At 48.7% G+C, this 18,587-nt stretch carries 11 protein-coding genes; all 11 read right to left on the bottom strand.

The genetic code is table 11. The features are described from left to right. Window positions 1–19: 19 nt before the first annotated feature. Window positions 20–922, bottom strand: coding sequence for a diguanylate cyclase domain-containing protein (locus CWC22_RS05305; protein WP_138538885.1), 903 nt, complete (start codon window positions 920–922; stop codon window positions 20–22). A 4-nt stretch (window positions 923–926) separates the two neighbouring features. Next, window positions 927–4,631 (bottom strand): PAS domain-containing hybrid sensor histidine kinase/response regulator, encoded by a 3,705-nt coding sequence (locus tag CWC22_RS05300; protein ID WP_138538886.1) that lies wholly within the window; start codon window positions 4,629–4,631, stop codon window positions 927–929. Between the two features lie 241 nt (window positions 4,632–4,872). After that, window positions 4,873–6,186 (bottom strand): hypothetical protein, encoded by a 1,314-nt coding sequence (locus CWC22_RS05295; RefSeq protein WP_138538887.1) that lies wholly within the window; start codon window positions 6,184–6,186, stop codon window positions 4,873–4,875. Between the two features lie 79 nt (window positions 6,187–6,265). Further along, a complete protein-coding gene (locus CWC22_RS05290) occupies window positions 6,266–7,549 on the bottom strand; it encodes an NAD(P)/FAD-dependent oxidoreductase (protein ID WP_171045100.1) in 1,284 nt (427 codons plus the stop codon). Between the two features lie 5 nt (window positions 7,550–7,554). Beyond that, window positions 7,555–8,736 (bottom strand): CaiB/BaiF CoA transferase family protein, encoded by a 1,182-nt coding sequence (locus CWC22_RS05285; protein ID WP_138538889.1) that lies wholly within the window; start codon window positions 8,734–8,736, stop codon window positions 7,555–7,557. A gap of 12 nt (window positions 8,737–8,748) precedes the next feature. After that, window positions 8,749–9,774, bottom strand: coding sequence for an NAD(P)/FAD-dependent oxidoreductase (locus CWC22_RS05280; RefSeq protein ID WP_138538890.1), 1,026 nt, complete (start codon window positions 9,772–9,774; stop codon window positions 8,749–8,751). Next, the gene (locus CWC22_RS05275; protein ID WP_125562006.1) at window positions 9,771–10,106 is read right to left on the bottom strand and encodes a cupin domain-containing protein; all 336 of its coding nucleotides are present in this window, start codon (window positions 10,104–10,106) and stop codon (window positions 9,771–9,773) included. Before CWC22_RS05275 ends, CWC22_RS05280 begins: the two co-directional genes overlap by 4 nt. 7 nt (window positions 10,107–10,113) lie before the next feature. After that, window positions 10,114–11,667, bottom strand: a complete 1,554-nt coding sequence (locus CWC22_RS05270; protein ID WP_138538891.1) for a class I tRNA ligase family protein — start codon at window positions 11,665–11,667, stop codon at window positions 10,114–10,116. A 10-nt stretch (window positions 11,668–11,677) separates the two neighbouring features. Next, complete coding sequence (locus CWC22_RS05265; protein WP_164517576.1) at window positions 11,678–12,940, bottom strand: lysine N(6)-hydroxylase/L-ornithine N(5)-oxygenase family protein; 1,263 nt, start codon at window positions 12,938–12,940, stop codon at window positions 11,678–11,680. An 11-nt stretch (window positions 12,941–12,951) separates the two neighbouring features. Further along, window positions 12,952–17,532: a non-ribosomal peptide synthetase gene (locus tag CWC22_RS05260; protein WP_171045101.1), complete on the bottom strand. Its 4,581-nt coding sequence runs from the start codon at window positions 17,530–17,532 to the stop codon at window positions 12,952–12,954. A 157-nt stretch (window positions 17,533–17,689) separates the two neighbouring features. After that, window positions 17,690–18,550, bottom strand: coding sequence for an isocitrate lyase/PEP mutase family protein (locus CWC22_RS05255; protein ID WP_125562014.1), 861 nt, complete (start codon window positions 18,548–18,550; stop codon window positions 17,690–17,692). Between the last annotated feature and the right edge of the window lie 37 nt (window positions 18,551–18,587).

The following is an 18,587-nucleotide window of genomic DNA, read 5'->3' as shown; positions in this document are numbered from 1 at the left end:
GCAACTCAACACTGAACCTTCAAACCACACTCAACACCGCTTTTTGTTGCCGTTCGCGTGCATCATTCAGGGCTGTAGCAGCCAAGTCCAGCGGATCCCGGTGAGCTCGGGCAAAATCGGCTTTGGTATAGCAAATGCCCGCACTCACTGTCACATGGGCACAAGTCGGAGATTCAGGATGCCGAATAGCTAAGGCTGCAACCGCCATATGAATAGCCTCGGCCACTTCCTGAGCTTCAACTTCACTGATATCACGCAGCAACGCCACAAAACGTCCGCCATCATAGCGCGCCGTAAAGCCATCCATATTATTGATAATACCCGCCACTACCTGGGCGATTTTATATAGACACTCGTCGCCTCGGGCATGGCCGAATAACTTGTTATAACGCTCAAAATGATCAATACCCAATACAAACACGGCCAGTGGCCGAACCCCCGAAGCGCACTGCCGCCAGAACATTGCCAAAGTTTTATCCAGTGCCCGTCGGTTGGGTAATGATGTCATGCCATCTATCAAAGCTTGTTGACTGAGCTGGTCACTGCGCTGCTTTATGCCCAGGTGAATTTTTACCCGCGCCTTAACAATATTGGGGTTAAACGGCTTGGTAATGTAGTCGACTGCGCCCTGTTGCAAGCTCTGTGCTTCATCCAAAAAGCTGGCGCTTGCGGAGATCACTATCACAGGCAATTGCACTGTTTCCGGGTTTGCCTTTAGCGTTTGCAAAAACGCCTCAGCCTCTTCACCAAGCTGCTGATTGTCCATGATGATGAGGTCAATACGGGTGCCTTGCAGCTGTGTCAACGCCTGTTCAGGTGACGAACTCAACGTCACCAGATAGGTTTCTTCCAGGGTGTTCTGTAACACCACCCGGTTGAGCGGGTCCGGGTCTAAGACCAAAATATGAGCCGATTTGTGCATTTTCTTATCCTTTTAGCCAAAACGAAATAAAACACAAAGTTTGTTCTACAGCTGCCAGTAACTGTGCTTGATCACACGGTAATTGATCTGATACACCTTCATCTACTTGCTTCGCGGCGGCCTCACATATTCGTGCCTGAGCCGCTAATCGATGTAATCCTAATCCTGCTGCTGACCCTTTTATGGTGTGAGCCAGGCTAAATAACTCGGATGCACTCAGCGTTTGTTGTAAAGATACGATGTACTCTTCACCAAGCTTAGCAAACTTTTCCAACATGGCGCGCACCAGCGCTTCATTGCCCATCATTTGTGTCAGCGCAAACGAACTATCTAATATCAAGTCGTTACTGGGCACATACTCCTGAAGCGCAGCACACAGATCAACCGGGGCCACAGGCTTAACTAAAAAACCGTTTAACCCGGTCGCCATAGCCTGCTGCTTTTCCTGCTCATGAGCATTGGCGGTTAATGCAATAATGGGCAAGCTTTGTCGATCAAACTGACTACGTAATTGTCGGCTAGCTTCATAGCCATCAATGTTAGGCATGTACAAATCCATCAGCACCACATCCGGGCGCAGCTTCTGACAAATAGCAACGATATTTTCAGCACTACTTAGTGCAACCACCGTGGCACCGCGCTGCTCTAGTACCGTCCTGCTGATATCCAGATTAACCGGGTTATCGTCCACCACAATACACAGCAAAGGCGATAAGATGCAGGTATTCGGTAACGCCGCTTTTGGGACTTCTAAAGTGCAGGTACTCAGGCTCTGGTAAAACACCGGCTGAGCTAACCTGATCGCCTCAGAATCAGCGGGTAACAGCTGTGAAAATGCGGCTGTGTCAGGCACCAACCACTGTGCGTCCAACGCAGGTTCCGACTGACTCAGAGCACGAACATGGGCAGGTTCGTTAGACGCCAGGTAATGAACCGGGGTCGACTGAGTGAGCGACTTCAAATCAGCCAAACTGCCCTGGTGGATACCCTGATGGGTCAGATAAGGCAAAGGTGCCTGCCCGTCCAAAATCAAAAAGAGCGACTTTCGGTTTTGCTCATCAGATAACGCCGCACGCTCCAATCGCAGGGTAAACTCAAATCGACTGCCGACTTCAGGCTTACTCGATAGCGTCACTTCACCCCCTAATAACTGGAGCACCTGCTTCACAATCGCCAGACCCAGCCCAATGCCTTCATGGGGACGTGAGCTCGTTTCATTGCCCTGAGTAAAGGCATCGAACAAACGCGCCTGATCATGCTCACTGATCCCGGGGCCAGTATCCCAGACACAAAACCGGATAGTCTGTTCAGGTGCCTGTATGCCAGGTTGTAAAGACAGGCTCAGTCCCACCCTGCCATGCTCTGTGAACTTAACTGCATTGCCCAACAGGTTCATTAATACCAGCTTGATACGTGCTTCATCACCGATCAATCTAGGCCAGATAAAAGGGTCAACTTCTATCTCGAATTCAAGTTGTTTGGCACTGCTCAATGGTGCAATCAGACCACTCAAACTAGCGATTAGATCGACCAGACAAAACGGTTGGTTATTGGGTTTACCCTGCCCGCTTTCCAGCCGGGCAAAATTAAGAATGTCATTCAGCATGGTCAACAACTGTTGTGCGGCGCTTTCAATTTGTCCGAGCTTCCGTTGCTCTTTTTGGCTATCCAGCTCGGGCTTGAGAATACTTACCATACCCAAAATGGCATTAATGGGCGTACGGATCTCATGGCTGATGTTAGCAATAAAGCGGCTTTTGGCATGATTGGCCCGCTCGGCATCCAACCGGGCGCGCACCAGTGCAGTCACATTCTGCACGTGAATAACAAAGTATTTGGGGTTCTTTTGTTTGTCCCAAACCAGAGAGACACTCAGGTGCAACCAGCGTTTGGGATCTTGCTGCGCCAGACTCAGTTCACTGGCCCCCTGTCGTTCCTGTAAGCAATGATCCAGCACATCGTTCAGCGCCTCAACATCGGCATCTTCAAACACGCTGTACAAACTACTGCCAATATCAACACGTACAAATAACTTACGTGCTGTTCGGTTGAGTTCCAGCACAAGCCGGTCAATAGACAGTAAAATGACCCCATTAGGGGCGTACTCAATAGCAGCTTTAAAATTCTGCTCCGACGCCCGCAAAGCCGTCAACGCTTGCTGTTGCTCACTGATATCCCGTGCCACCCCCAAAGTCCCAATGCGTTTACGCTGGTCGTTATACAAAGGTGAAACGGTGATCAGATAACTACTCCCCTCCAGAACCAAAGTATCGGTGAGGCTTTGTCCCTGGAAATTCATCGTGTGCTCAAGATCCAGCAAAGCCAGGTGACGCTCTGTCACTTCCTGATGTTCTCGCGCAACCAGGTCAACCTGAGGTATTCCCATAAACCGTTCAAACGCTTCATTACAGCCAATAAATGAGCCGTCAATATTCTTGTAATAAACCAGATCAGGCACTGAGTTCAGGACCGTTTTTAGTAAGGCCGCCTGGCGTTCTTTGGCTTCTAAACTGCGCGACAGGGCTTTCTTTTGCCGCTGTACTTGCTCATCCAGTTTGGTATTGTTTTCCTGCAACTGTTGTAGCGCATGCCGCTTTTGTGTCACGACCTGTTTGATTTCTCTGAACCATGGCTGCCAGTCTCTCGGAACAGCATAATTCATCGTCGCTTCCGGGGTATGTTCCTGATAAGTCAGGTATCTGACAAAATGCTTAAGTGGTCGGATAAATACTTGTGCGTTAAGCCAAACGTAAGCGGCAAAGGTAAACACAATAAATATGATCAAAAACCCGAGCTCCAGTAACACTTCATATCGCGCCGGTGCAGAAAAACGGGCTTCTTCCTGGACAAACCTTAAGGTAAAAGGCTGCCCGGTCGGACGATAGTTAAAGAGAACGCCCCCCTCCCAGGGTAGCTTAGCGTTTCGTATCAGGTCATCGTCCAGATCCTGATAACCTTTGCTGGAAGCCAATATGACACCCGGCTGAGTGCCTCTAAGTGCCAAAGTTCCTCCACCAAATGTCATCTGTTGTAGCCTGCTGGCAAGCTTATCAACATCATAAATCAACAGGATCTGCGACTGCGAGCCACTGGCAAGGCGCTGTCCCAGTGCAAAATAGTGCTTACCAAATACCCGGGTAGGCATGCTAGTGGCTGTGATCCCCTGACTAAATTGTGGCGTGAAACGCGATTCAACAATGGCTGTTAGCAGATTGCTCTGGCTGGTATCACGCCGTTTGACAAACGCAAAGCCGTTTTCCTGAATAAAGACCACCGCTTCAAGCTCATCGATTAGGGCAAGCGCGGTATTAAAACTGGGGCCCAATGCCATAATTTGCTGCCATTGGTCTATCAGTTGTGGCGTTGGCACAAAACGGCCTAGTCCCACCACCTCGCCTCCATTATCTGGCAGCTGGCGATAAAAATAACCTGCCTGCTGACGAATATTCTGCTGCCACTGTGCATCGAGCTGATAGCGGATAGGTTCAGCGAGACTATTGCGGACACTGGTGATGACCGTTTGCGCAGCCAGCGTTTCTTGCTCAACTTGGCCGGCAAGTACAAAAAATTGGGCCTGATACACTTGATACTGACGCTCAAGCTTAATTTGGTACAGGTGAAAACACAGCACCACGGCCAGCAACATGGGCACCAGCAAGGCAATACTGATCGCCTTACGATAGTTCTTAAGAGGGAGAAATTCCGGCACGCAGTGGCTCGACGTTAGTTCCTTGTTTTAGCAAGAGTAACTAGCACATGCCAATCTTTCAAGTGCGAGCATTCATCACCGTGGAAAGCCGCTCGATTGTCATACTCAGAGCCCGACATCAAGACAGTGCAACGGATGGACACGCCAATGAGAATAAATGCACACTAATACCAATTTGCTTAATAAAAAAGGGCTGCATCCGCCAGCCCATTTATAAACTACTGTTATACGCCCTCACATATTAGGTGTTCAAGCCTGCTCTTGAAATGCCATTATTCGCCACGATATGCTGATTGACTTTGTGCTGATAAATAAGCAGAGATATGGTGTGCATCATCAGCAAGCCCGTTGCTATACCAATTGCATCCGCCCACACACTACCAGCATACACCAAAGGCATACCAAGCAAAGTAAAGCGGAACAAGTTAAGCACAACGGCAACTTTAGGCGACAGTAAAACATTCAGTAACTGAGAGTAGAATACCGTGATGCCCTGCAGCACTGTGCCGCTCAGCCAGATAACTGACACCAAGCTCAGTGTCCAGGCTTGCTCTGACATTGAATATTCCAGGTTAATTTTCATCACTAACAACCCGGTCAGAAGACACGCAACAATAACGCCATTTATCAATAAAAATCGCTGTGCTTTTTTCAAGTAGTTTTGTAAATCAGCCTGTTCATCTTTAATCAACTTGGCCACTTCTGGCAGCATGACATTCATAAATGCCACCGCGAGCATCAAAATAAGTTGCTCTAATCTGGTCAGATAGGCAAACACAGCAACCATAGCCTCTCCCTGCTCTGATACTGATTTGGTAATAAAGAAAATAAACACCACCGCAGCGCTCTGCCCCAGGAAAGTCGTACTACAGATACTCAGTGCTTTGCCAACCACCCCACGTTGGGCAGGTTCTCGCTCACAGGCTTGCCAGTGGATTCGCGACTTCATCATGTACAGCAACGTACATACAGAACAAAAAGCGATAATGGCATTGGAAACCACCACACTCACCAAAGGGGGCAACAGCGGCAACCACATAAGCAACACCACACTCGTCAGCATACCCACGGCACCTGAACTAACCTGCAATAAACCTGATGATTTGAACAGGCCAAGGTATCGGGCAATCTGTAACAATACGGCGGAGCAAAACTGAAGAGGCAACCACAGTGCCAGGTGGTCGAGAAAACTACCGATTGCAGTACCTAATTGTTGTGCGCCAAACCATTCAATCAAACTACTTTGCAACACATAGAGCCCTGCGGATACGCTTAGCCCCAGCAAAGCGGCGGCTGATATGCTCAGCACTATCACAGAACCTGAGACGCGCTCCTTGTCTATCCAGCTGGACGCTGTACCTATTACCGCGTTTGAAATAGACACAGATGCGATATTGGACAAGATAATCACCGGAAACACCAATGCAAACGCCTGCAGGAAAACCTGATCAACGGATTCCAGTAAAAAGCTGTCCAGCAATGCTTTGACAGCAATAACGCCAGAGGAAATAAACACAACAAGGCCGTTAGAGAGCCAACTTTTTTCTTGTGACATATATGTATGCCTTTATTTTTTATTGTAATTGATGATGCAGGCCAGCCCAGGAAGCGCATATTGACTGGCCCCGAAGTGCTTACTGAAACTCCCGGTATGCACGGTCTTTTAGGTAAAAATAGCCAGACAATAGCTCATTTCTTAACGGGATAAGATTGAGTAACCGAAAAGACTGATTGGGTGCACGTGTAAAGCTGGTAATGTTGCGCGTGGACCCCTGAACGATCATTTCGGCAAGCTTAATACCGCACCACCAGGCCATAGGTATCCCGCGACCACAGTACCCCATGGCATAGTATTGATTGTGTGCCAGCGCTCCCATAGAAGGTAACATAGTTCGGGTCATGGCTAGCTTCCCGCCCCACACATGGCTACTTTGGATGTCCACAAACGGTAACAAATGAGTCGCGAGATTGCGTAATTCCCGTTCAACTTTGTGTTCCTGTAATCCAGTGGACAGCCCCAGGCGTCCGCCAAAAATCAAACGGCGCTGCTGATCCAGTCGCATATATTGTTTGAAATGATAGGCTGTGGTTACGACCTGATGGGGATGGGTAAACGCTTTATACTCCTGCTCGCTTAAAGGGTTGGTGGCCATAATGTAGCTACCAATGGGCAATATGTGTTGCCTTAGCGCACCCGAAACTTTAGAAGTATAACCATTGGTGGTATGCACGACATGCTCCGCTTGTGTATGTCCTGCTTGATGCACCACAGTATAGCCTTCACCTTTGTCTGGTCTCACCTGTTTGACAGCACAATAGGCGCTATAATGACCACCGAGCGCTAAAAACTGTGCATACAGCGCGCTGGCAAACTTGTAGGGATTGACGGTCGCACTCAGCGGATTAAAAAACCCCAAAGTTGCTTTACGGCCCGGCCAATAGTGGCTCACTTCCTGACCACGCACTAACTTTGCCTGCGAGTGAGGAAAAACTGCGTTAAGCTCATGGTACTCGTTCACCAGCCCCGCTTCCTGGCGCGAATTGAAGGCAACTTTCAAATGACCGCTGGTATCCAGATCACACGCGATCTGGCACCGAGCGATATATGCCTGCAATTCTATTGCTGCATTTGCCGCTTCGAGCCACAATTCGTCACCCAACTGAGTACCATACTGCGCGCGTAAAGCACTGTTAGACACAGATACACCCACATCAAGGTTACCAAAGGCCCGGCTACTGGCCCCTGAGAGTGGTGCATTTGCCTCCAGAACTTGTACCGTAAATCCCGCTTTGAGCAAAGGTATCGCGGCACTCAATGCCGTGATACCGCCACCGACGAAAACGGCATCGGCCTTAGCCAATGGCGCTTGCGTCTCGAGCGTAACCGCTTCCTCAAGCCATAGAGGTTGAGTGTTCACGGGTTTCACCCTAGTGCCTCCTCAACAATACCAAAGTCTCGGAGGATAGTGTCTCTGTCCTGATCCAGTGTCGGAGCACAACGTACGCTGGTCATGTCTGCCACATTGGAAAACTTCAGCGGCGTACCCACTATCTGCTCAGGCCCAAATCCGCCCTCTGTAGTCACCAGCATATTGCGCAACTGCACATGTGGATCACTCAGCATTTGTGCAACATTATTAACTGGTCCACACGGTACCCCATGTGCACTCAGCCGCTCGACCCAGACTTGGGGTGTTGCCTGAGACAAGATGTCTTCCAACAGCTGCTGTAATTCCTCTTCGTTATCTTTACGTGCCTCAGGGCCATTAAAGCGCGGATCTGTTTTCAGTTCACTGTGACCCAGCACATCACATAATTTACCAAACAAGGTTTCGTTACCCGTAGCAATGACCATGTAACCACCGCGCGCAGCAAACATGCCAAATGGTGGGGCAATTGCTGGACGATAAGTACCTACAGGACTGGGAATTTCTCCCGTTGCGTGATGGCGCATAATAGAGTATTCCAGTAATGCCAGCTGACAATCCAGCATCGCGATATCAATTTGGTTGCCAACCTGAGTGCGATGACGCATGTTCAGTGACATCAGAACACCAATGGTCAGATACAAGCCCGAGCTGAGATCCCCAATACTGACACCCACACGGGTCGGAGGGGTATTTTTGTGTCCCGTCACCGTCATAATGCCACCCATGCCCTGCACCACCATATCATACGCTGGCTTATCACGGTGAGGGCTGCCATGCTGACCAAACCCTGATATCGCACCGTAAATAAGGCGAGGGAATTTACTGTGTAAAGTCGGCCAGTCATAACCAAGCCGCTCCATTACGCCCGGCCTGAAGTTTTCGGTTAGTACATCCGCTTTGGCCAGTAAGGCTTCAAAGACCTTCCGATCTTCTTCATCTTTTAGGTTCAACGCTATGCTTTCCTTGCCCCTGTTAATGGAAGCAAAATAGCCAGACATCTCGTTCACATTGGGACCATACAGGCGAGCATCATCACCACTGCCGCTGAGCTCAACTTTGATAACACGTGCCCCCTGGTCGGCCAGCATCATGGTACAAAAAGGACCGGCCAACACCCGGGTAAGATCGATCACCGTGATCCCACTAAGCGGTTTTTCTTGAGTTTGATTTATCATTATTATTCTTCTTTAAACTGTTGAATTCGAAAATAGCAGTTCACAAGCCTGCCGCCCTACCGCTGGGGCAAAACGAAAGCCACTCCCCGAGCCACCTCCGATAACCAGCTGACCCGGTTGACTGGCCACTACCTGAGGACGACGCTCACGAACATAACCGTCGCTGTGGCACCGTCCGCCACGTAAAGCGCCAATCAGGCTGGGAGCATGCTGTTGCAAAATGGTTTCTGCAATCTGACGGTCTTCCTGTGAGATTTCGCATTCATGACGCTCAGGCATGCAACCCCACTGCTGAGAGGTAATACTCATGATCCAGCGTTGCTTATGCAGTAAGGGCAATAAAAATGCCCCCTGATCATAGAGATAGACCAGTGGACTGGTTTCATCAACAGGTGCATCAATTTCATAGGCAACGACTTTCTTGCGGTTTATAATCAAGTCGCAAGACTGTTCCTCTGCGCTAAGCCAGGCACCTTTGGCAACCACGACCTGGCCTGCATGCAACGTCCTGCCGTCACTCATAGATAACTGCCAACCGTCGTCAGAGCGCTTGAAATCTCGAACAGCCAGACATTCATAGACATCGACACTATCGTTTGCGTACGCCAGATGTTGACAGATCTCAAACACATTGCCCCATAACGTGGCACGACTTTGCGACAGCTGGAGATCAGACGGGGGCGACAACCACCCTGGTACCTCACACTGCACCGGCGTCAGCAGATCGGTTTTTTGATTCAGTGTCTCCTGCGATGCATCACTATATACAATCAGTGTATCTAGCTGACGTAACAAGTGCTGACAACCCAATGCCGGATCTTCATACCAATCCCTCGACAAAGCGGTTTGCTGTTGATGAGCTGCAGTCAATGAAATAGGTGAAATAATCGCCCCTGCATAACCACTACAGCCAGCTCCAATTTTATCTCTGTCAATTAGGGCAATGCGTTTATCAGGATGTTCTCGTGCTGCCTGATAGGCGACATTGGTGCCCATGACACCCGCGCCTATCACAGCAATATCATATGCTTGCATCATGACTGTGCCATCCACCACACAGTGAAAATCACCAGCTGCTGCTCACCATCATTATGGACAAAATGGGTTTTGCGCGGCTCAAAATACAAGTAATCTCCCTGCGTAATGTGATACTCCTGACCATCGTAATTGATGATCCCCTGACCCTGTGCAATAAACCAACATTCAGAAACATCATGCGTATCCGGCTTAGAGGTTTTACCAGGCTCGACAAAAAACTGCCCGCCTTCAAACGGAATACGCTGCTCACCAAACTGGTCAAAATCCACCATCTTAAGTTCAACGCCCGGACGGCTTGAAGTGGGCGGAAGTAATGTAAATTTGTTCAACATAGTGCTGTTACCTAAATAATCCATCAATCATATGCATAGAGATCCGTTCGAACGGACAAGGAAATGCGTTAAAAGCCGCACTGTCACAGGCCAACCCGGCAAGGCTTGGGTCGCCCGACAAGCCGCAGGCCTGCCATAGGGTGCGTGCCGTTTCGGGGATCAGCGGATACAGCAGTAACGCCGACTGAGCAAGATACTGTGCCAGTGCATCCTCACGCTTAATCCCCGCACCAGTAGCAATATAATCCCGCGCAATGGCTACAACCTCTTGCGGGTCAAAGTTGTGATATTCATAGATATGTGTGAGTTTTTCCCACACCGGCGCGAAGTCTTGTCCAGCTGGTAATACTGGCCAGGTTTTACCGCTCAATTGCTCCGCAGCCATCACCAGTGGCTGCATCAGCTCGTTGATCAATACATTGTTATACCAATGCAGCAAAGACGCCTGAGTAAAGTCCATCGTGTGTTTTGCCGGTGAGGTAGCTGCCAGTACAAAACGCACGCCTTCGGCCTGTATCATCGGATTACTAATGACTTCATTACCGTTCACAACATGGCCAGCACTGGTGGAAAACTTACGGCCGTTGAGCAGATAAAACTGGTTCACCACAAAGTGGTCAAACCCTTTCCACTGAGGGATCTCTGCACCAATGGCATTAATATTAACCATGTGTGATACCGTGTTATCCATGCCGAAGAAGTTGATGGTGGTCACTTCAGACTCTGCATCAAATGGATGAGTCTGACACCCGGTCAGCGCCTGATAAGATTCACCTATCATACGGCAGTAGGCATACAGCATACCGTGCCCGAAATATACCTGTTGATTATCGCCACACGAGACACCCCAAGCAGCACGTTCCGTCAACCGCACCTGAGTACGGTTATTCTGGAACTGTTTTTCGACAATGGCATATTCCTGTTCACGAACCTGAGCCTGTTGTAGCGATTGCAATAAGCCATCACTGTCCGCTATCTGGAAAAACACGTCACTCTGCGGCTCAAAACACAAGGTATGAGCAGTGTTTCTGTGCCGAGCATCGAGGATTTCACCTGGTTCCAGATGCGCGCCGCATTGCTCACAGAAGTAGCCACTCATGGGGGAATCACAATCACAGCAAATTCCCTCAATCCAGGCACCCGATGCAGGCTCGCCCGCCTCATTCTCAGGGAACGGAGCTTCCTTTGTGATGACTTTGCCTTCACGTTCGGCAACCGTCACCACCTCCTGCATCGTGGCGACATAACGAGGTTGCCACTGTTCGGAGAAAGGATTAATGAAGTTATCATAATGGATTGAAAAGCCTGCGAAGCTGTCAACAATCGTTGCAAAGTGCTGCGCAGCCAGGTGTGCGGGCTGCACACCTTGCTGGACAGCTTTCAACTGAATAAACGAGTCAATCGCATCGGTTCCTGAAATCACCTTCACATCGTGTCCGTCTGCACACAACTTGCGGTAGTACATGTCCTGTGACAAATAAGGACCTGACAAATGCCCCAAATGCAGCTGACCATTTGGCGCAGGCTTAGCTGAAATCAGTAAGTACTGTTTCTTTTTCATCGCTCAGCTCCTACATGTAGCCTAGCAACGGCGTATCAGGTTGGGTCTGGAATACCGGTTTTTTCAAGATAGAATTCGCTATCATCGCAGCTCTATAAGCTGAGATACTAAGGTTCGGATCACCCAGTCCAAGTTGCATTTTACTGGTGTTTTGCACGTAAATTCGATTTTTCCCCATGTGCTGCCAGTGCAACTCATAGTCGTCGGAAATTTTTAGTTCGTCCACGCTTTGATATTCATCACTCACCAAAGACTGCAACAGATCCCAGGACGCAGACTTAAATCCGGTTGCCAATATCACTTTGTCAGATTCGAGCGTATAGGTGTCACCCTGAAGTAGGTTCTTGAAGGTCAATACATAAGCACTACCTGACTTTTCAATGGCCTGAAGCTCATGATAAGGACGGATCGCATAATCACAGTCGTGCTCCGTAAAGAACTTTCTGTCAAAGATACTGCGATAGATGTTGTCCAGCAGGCCTTGATTGATACCATCACTGGACATTTCCATACGCTGAATGAAGTCTTTCTTCTTATCTGTAGTCAGTCCCTTAAACACCTTGATAAAACTTGGCGAATAAAACTCGTTCACAAAGCAGTTATCTTCAAGCTGAGCAAAGGAATAACGTCTTCCCAGCCAGTGAATGGATTTACAATGATTTTGCGAGAAAACATCTGCAAAAACTTCAGCACTACTCTGACCACTACCGATCACGGATACTCTTTGTCCCGCCAGTGCATCTCGACGTCTGGCAAACTCTGTGACATGAAAAACATCATCAGAGATAACATCTTTAGCACATTCAGGGACATTTGACTTAATCCCCGCCGCAATCGAAATATCCTTGGCGAAGTAATCCTCTCCATTCACCGTCACAATGAATAGCTCACCATCATGACGGATCTGCTCAACGGTGCTATTCATTCTCAGTGACGGCAACATGTCAGCCACCCAACGAAAATACGCCTGGAACTGGTTTCTGGAGATCGTATCCGTTTTACGGTTCAAGAATTGATACAACAAGTTCCTGTGGTGCAGATAGTTAATGAAAGTGTATTTGCTGGTGGGCGACACCGGCAGGATCAGGTCCTTCATAAAGTTAACCTGAAGCTCTGAGGTATCCAGCAGTAACCCAGGATGCCAATGGATGGTTTCATTGCGCTCGAAGAAAATGGCGTTTTCAAAGCCCTGCTCTTCTAACATAACTGCAAGCGACAGGTTAAACACGCCGCCGCCAATCCCGATGAGATCATATACCTTATTATTATTCACGTAAGACTTCCTTATTGACTATTTTTATTAACGGTATTTTTGAAGGTGGTAACAAACTGCTCTGCCTCTTCTGCGGTTAAGATGCGGTTTGCGTACGCCATGCGGATTAAAATGCCGCGGTTTGATTCATGAACATAAATGTTGAAGTCAAACTTAGGTTCATAGGGCAGCGGCGCTGTTTGCTGTTCGAAGTGCGCCGGGACTTGCTTCTCCTCGCCAGGTACGATGACATTGTTGACGTGAAATCCCGTCAATGGAAAACGTGGCTCCGTCAGTGACTGACCAAAATCAGCAGCCAAATCCTGGTACTGATAAATGCGATTATCTATGCTTTCAAAGAGGTTTTTATTAACCTGCTCTACCAACTGCGCAAATGGCTGGCCTGCCTGGTACTCTGCTTTGAGACATAACAAGTCAACAAAGTAACCAATTTTATCTTCCAGTTCGGCCTGATCGCGGCCGTGATATAACAGACCTACAGACACGTCATCGCGCTTATACCAGCCGCTTGCCACTTCCACGAAGTTAGCAAGCAAAAAGTTAAACAAGCTTGATTCCGTTTGCTTTGCTTTTGCTGCAGCCTGCTCTGACAAAGTTTCGCCCAGTAAAAACGCGAACATGGTGCCGCCCTGACTACCCTGAGGGTGATCGGTCAGATAAAAAGGCGTGAACCCGTCAGGATATTGAGTGCGCCAGAATGTGCGGGCTTCAGTGTATTTTTCACTGTCCGTCAGGGCATATTGCCACTGCACAAAGTCCCGATAGGCAACATCCGGCGCTGCACAGGTTTTCCCTTCAGCAATCAGGTTATAAAGTCGTCGAACTTCAGTCGTCACCAGACCGCCCGAGTAGGCATCCAGGATCCCATTAAAGATCCCTATCACCGCATGACCACCACCGTTAGGCGACTTGCAGATCAATAGTTTGAGTAGCGGTGGGTGAGCCAGCTCAAATGTTTCCTGAGCAATGCGTCCATACATGGCTTTTTGCAATTCATGGTCGCTTTCCACTTCTTGTGTAAAGAAAATGGGCTCTACCACCGGGTTAGGATTGAATGAAATGCGCAACTTGCCTTGCTCATCAAAGTCGTAACCCGTGTGGAAAATATCGTTTTGCTCAACCAGAACCTGAACCGCCTGCTGCAAAATCTCAATGTCTTCCCAGTAGTCAAAGGTATTCGTCATCCGCTTAGACGTTGGGGCATCTATGTTATAGGTTTCGAAATAACGGATCTGTTGCGGTGATGCAGGTAATGAATCAACAGGATCTGTATTGCATAGCTGCGGCAGATCAGACAATTCACCCTGTTCAATATAGCGAGCCAGCTCAACAATCGCTGCGTTATTAAACACATCGGTAAACGATATAGAAACCTGATATTGCTTGGCGATAGAAGACAACATTTTGGCCACCAAAATGGAGTTACCTCCGAGCTCAAAAAAGTTGTGACGGATACCAATTTCACTCTCAGGCAGACTCAGTAGCGCCGACCACAAGGCCACCAATTCAGTCTGCAGTTGCGTCTGTGGCGCCACATAATTGTCAGTCAGGTTAGTAAGCTCCGGCTCGGGTAAGGCGCGTTTATTAATTTTACCATTTGGTAATAGCGGCCAGTTCTCGAGTACCACAAAAGCATCCGGCACCATATAACCAGGTAACTGGGATTCAAGTGCTGCCTTAAGCGGTGCCAAGTAAGGGGTAAAATCCTCACAAGCTGGTTTTAGATATGCCACCAGCTGTTTTTGAGTGCCACTTTGACGTACCACCACCAGTGCTGACTCAACCGCCTGCTGAGATTCAACCTGCGCTTTAATCTCATTGAGTTCTATCCGGTAGCCGCGCAGTTTTACCTGCTCATCAGCACGGCCAATATACTCCAGCTCACCACTGGGCAAATAGCGTACTAAGTCACCGGTCTTGTACATACGATCACTGGTCGAGGCACATTCAGGGTGATAGAAAGGGTTCGTAATAAACTTGTCGTCTGTTAGCTGTGGCTGATTCAGGTAGCCACGGGCCAGCCCTTTACCAGTCAAATGCAACTCTCCTACCGCCCCAAAAGGCAGCAGCTGGTTGTGTTCTGACAATACGTAACCCTGAGTATTGTCTATGACCCGGCCAATACTGGGCGCAGCGCTCAGCGGTGATGTAAACTCTGCATACGTTGAGTAAGTGGTGTCTTCAGAAGGCCCATAGAGGTTACACACTTTAGTCACCCCAGCCGATAGTAATTTATTCACCAACGTGGCTGACAAAGGTTCACCAGCGGAGTTCACTACCAATGTTTCGGACGGTAATCCGTCCTGTTCCAGGATCAGCTCAATGGCGGTAGGTACTGAGTTAATCAGCGTTACTTCGACCGGCTCCGCCAACAACGCAATTAGGTTATCGACGATCACACATTGAGAACCGAAACACAGCGGCAAGAACAACTCATAAATAGACAAGTCAAAACATAACGACGTGCTAGCCAATACCTTAGCCAGCTCCTGCTCTGAGTACGTACGCTTTGCCCATTCAAGCATTGCCACTGCATTACCATGCTCAACCATCACCCCTTTCGGATTACCCGTTGAACCAGAGGTATAGATGATATAGGCAAGTTGATCTGCTGTTACCTGAGCCGCTGTATCAGGCTCTGTACTGCTATAAGCCTGATACCAGTGTTCGCCATGAGTATCACTGACATTCAGCGGCGTAACTCCCATGGCCTCAAACTGTGCACTCAATTCTGGCTGAGTCAGCACCAACTCCAACGCTGCGTCTTTACAAATATAAGCGATGCGGTCAGACGGATATTCCGGGTCTAAAGGCACGTAAGCACAGCCGGCTTTGAGTACAGCCAGGATGGCCGCAACCATGTCAAAACTGCGATCGGTGCACACACCGATGAGCTTGCCAGCCTGGTAACCGGGCAGTGCGATCAGCCCATTGGCAAGCTGATTTACTCTGCTATCAAGCGCCGCGTAACTCAAAGTCTCACTACCACACTTCAATACTGTAAAGTCTGGTTGTGCCTTGACCTGCTGCTCATAAAGCTGATGTAAGCACAAGGGGCTAACAGGCGTGTCATTCGAGCGATTGCTCGTGTGTTCCAATAGTTGACTCTGATCAGCTTCGCTTAACAGCGACCATTGAGACAACGGAGCGGCCGATGCAAGGTTAGACAACACTTGCAGGTAGTTATGACCTAGCTGCACTATGGTGTCGCGTTCAAACAATGCACTACTGTATTCAAACACAGCGCGCAACTCGTCGCCCTCTTCAATTATTGTCAACTTCAAATCGTACTTGATATGGCTAACATCAAACTCAATGTCTTTGCTGCTAACACCGTCCAGCACTAAAGGATCCGCCGCGATATTCTGGTAAGCAAACATCACCTGAAACAGCGGTGCATAAGTCGCACTGCGTTTGAGTTTCAGCTCATTAAGCATGAGATCAAGTGGTACACCCTGCCATTCATAGGTATCCAGAATTTGCGTCTGCAACTGCTCAACAAACTCACTAAAGCCCAGCTGGCCAGAAATATGAGCGGCAATTGGCAGCGTGTTGGCAAATAACCCCAGCATGTCGTCGGTGTGGTTTGCCTGACGATTTGAAAATGGCACACCGATACACAGAGAGTCCTGGCTACTGACCTTATTCAGCATCACGAAAAAGGCTGCCATCATGACTGTAAACCGGGTTACTTGCGCGCGGTTAGCCACCTCACCAGCCAGCTTGGTATGCGCCGCCTCAATGGCAAACGAATAGGTTTCCCCGAGTGTTGAACGCTCAGCGGTGCGCGCCGTTTTTATCGGTAGGTTAGTGTAATCAGGCAGATCTTGTAGAGGCCCGCATAGGGCACTGACCGCAGCATGCAACTTAGGCGAGTCCAACCAGGCTGCCTGTGCAACAGCATAATCCGCATAATGGTAGGTCAGCGGTAACAAGGCCTCGCCATGATATAATTTTGCGAATTCCTGGCTAAGAATACCCAAAGACACACCATCACTGATGACATGGTGCATATTAAACACTAGGGTCGTCTGCGCTTCACCCCGTATGCAATACAGCCGGATCAACGGTTCCTGTTGCAACGAAAAAGGCACCGCCAATAATCTTTGTACCTGTGCAGATAAATCTGCTTCCTGCGTCAGATGCACTACAGAGGCTCTCGCCGTCTGATGGATCACCTGGTATACATCGCCGTCTGTGTCTTCAAGATTCGTACGTAACGCTTCATGACGAATCTGCAAGGCATGAAAAGCCTGCTCAACCCGCTGAATATCCAGCAAGCTATCGAATGTTTTAACCAACGGCATTGAATAGGCGTTACCCAGTTCAGCCAGCTTGTGCGCCATCCACAGTGAAGACTGACTAGCAGTCGGTGGTAACTGAGCTGGTCGTTGTTCCGTCAGTACCAGGTTGTCACTCGTGTTACTCAGGTAACTGATAATATCGCTTTTGTGATCTTTGATTTCCTGTAACAGTGCACGGTCGATATTCTTGGTATTTCCACTTAGAGCTAGCTGTTGCGATTTGAGCGTCAGCTGACAACCTGCCTGCCATACTCGCTGCAACAATTCCTTTATTGTTCTTTTTTTCACATTTAACTCCACTTTCCCACAGAGCTGATAAATCATTAAATTTTGGCCGCATGAGGCCGAAGCCAAGCAGGCCCATGATTTTTTTCATTAACGTATTGGGAGAAGTGCTCAGCTAACTTAGCTGAGCCCCCCTGGCTCGTTTATCCCGAGCTAACGGTTATTTTTCATAACCGTCGTCGATGGCCAGGTAATCCTTAGTACGGATGATTTGCTCTCGGTCAGAAAATGACGCCATGCTGTCAGCAATACTGCCACTGTCGCCATATTTTAAAATGGTGCTCAGAGTATTCTGACAAGCCTGAATCGTGGCACGCTGCAAGTCGGATGGAATGATAACAAACTTGTAGCCTAGCTCTTGTAAGCGCTCTTTTGGTACCAGAGGGGTTTTACCACTGTGGAACATGTTGATAAGTTTAGGTTGTGGAATATGTTTAGCGATCAGCTCAATCTGCTCGATAGTTTCAGGCGCTTCAACGAAGATCACATCAGCACCCGCTTCCATATACATTTGTGAGCGCTCAATAGCCGCATCAAACCCTTCAACGGCGATGGCATCGGTGCGCGCGATCAACACAAAGTCTTCATCAGTTTGGCTGTCTTTAGCTACACGAATTTTGTGTGCCATTTCTTTTGCACTGATCAGTGATTTATCATCAAGGTGACCACAACGTTTCGGGAACGTCTGATCTTCCAGGTGCACACCAGCAATGCCAGCACGCTCGAACGCTTTGATTGTTCGGCTAACATTAATTGCATTACCAAACCCTGTGTCCGCATCCGCAATCACAGGGACTTTCGTAACTTCCGCCATCTGACCAACGCGATTCATGACTTCAGTAAAGCTGATGATACCAATGTCCGGGAAACCACAGCTTCGGGCAATCGCACCACCACTGGCATAAATGACATCAAAGCCTGTCTGCTCTGCCAGTCGTGCACTCATTCCATCAAAGACACCCGGTGCAATGTGGATGTTTTGGTCATTTAGCATTTGTCTTAAAAGAGTTGTTTTTTTCATTTCGCTTGCCTCTGTGTAGAACTATCCTGTGAGAAAA

The organism is Pseudoalteromonas rubra, assembly GCF_005886805.2.
Lineage (GTDB): Bacteria > Pseudomonadota > Gammaproteobacteria > Enterobacterales > Alteromonadaceae > Pseudoalteromonas > Pseudoalteromonas rubra_D.
The sequence above is the reverse complement of the archived record's forward strand: the minus strand, read 5'-3'. Positions and strand labels throughout refer to the sequence as shown.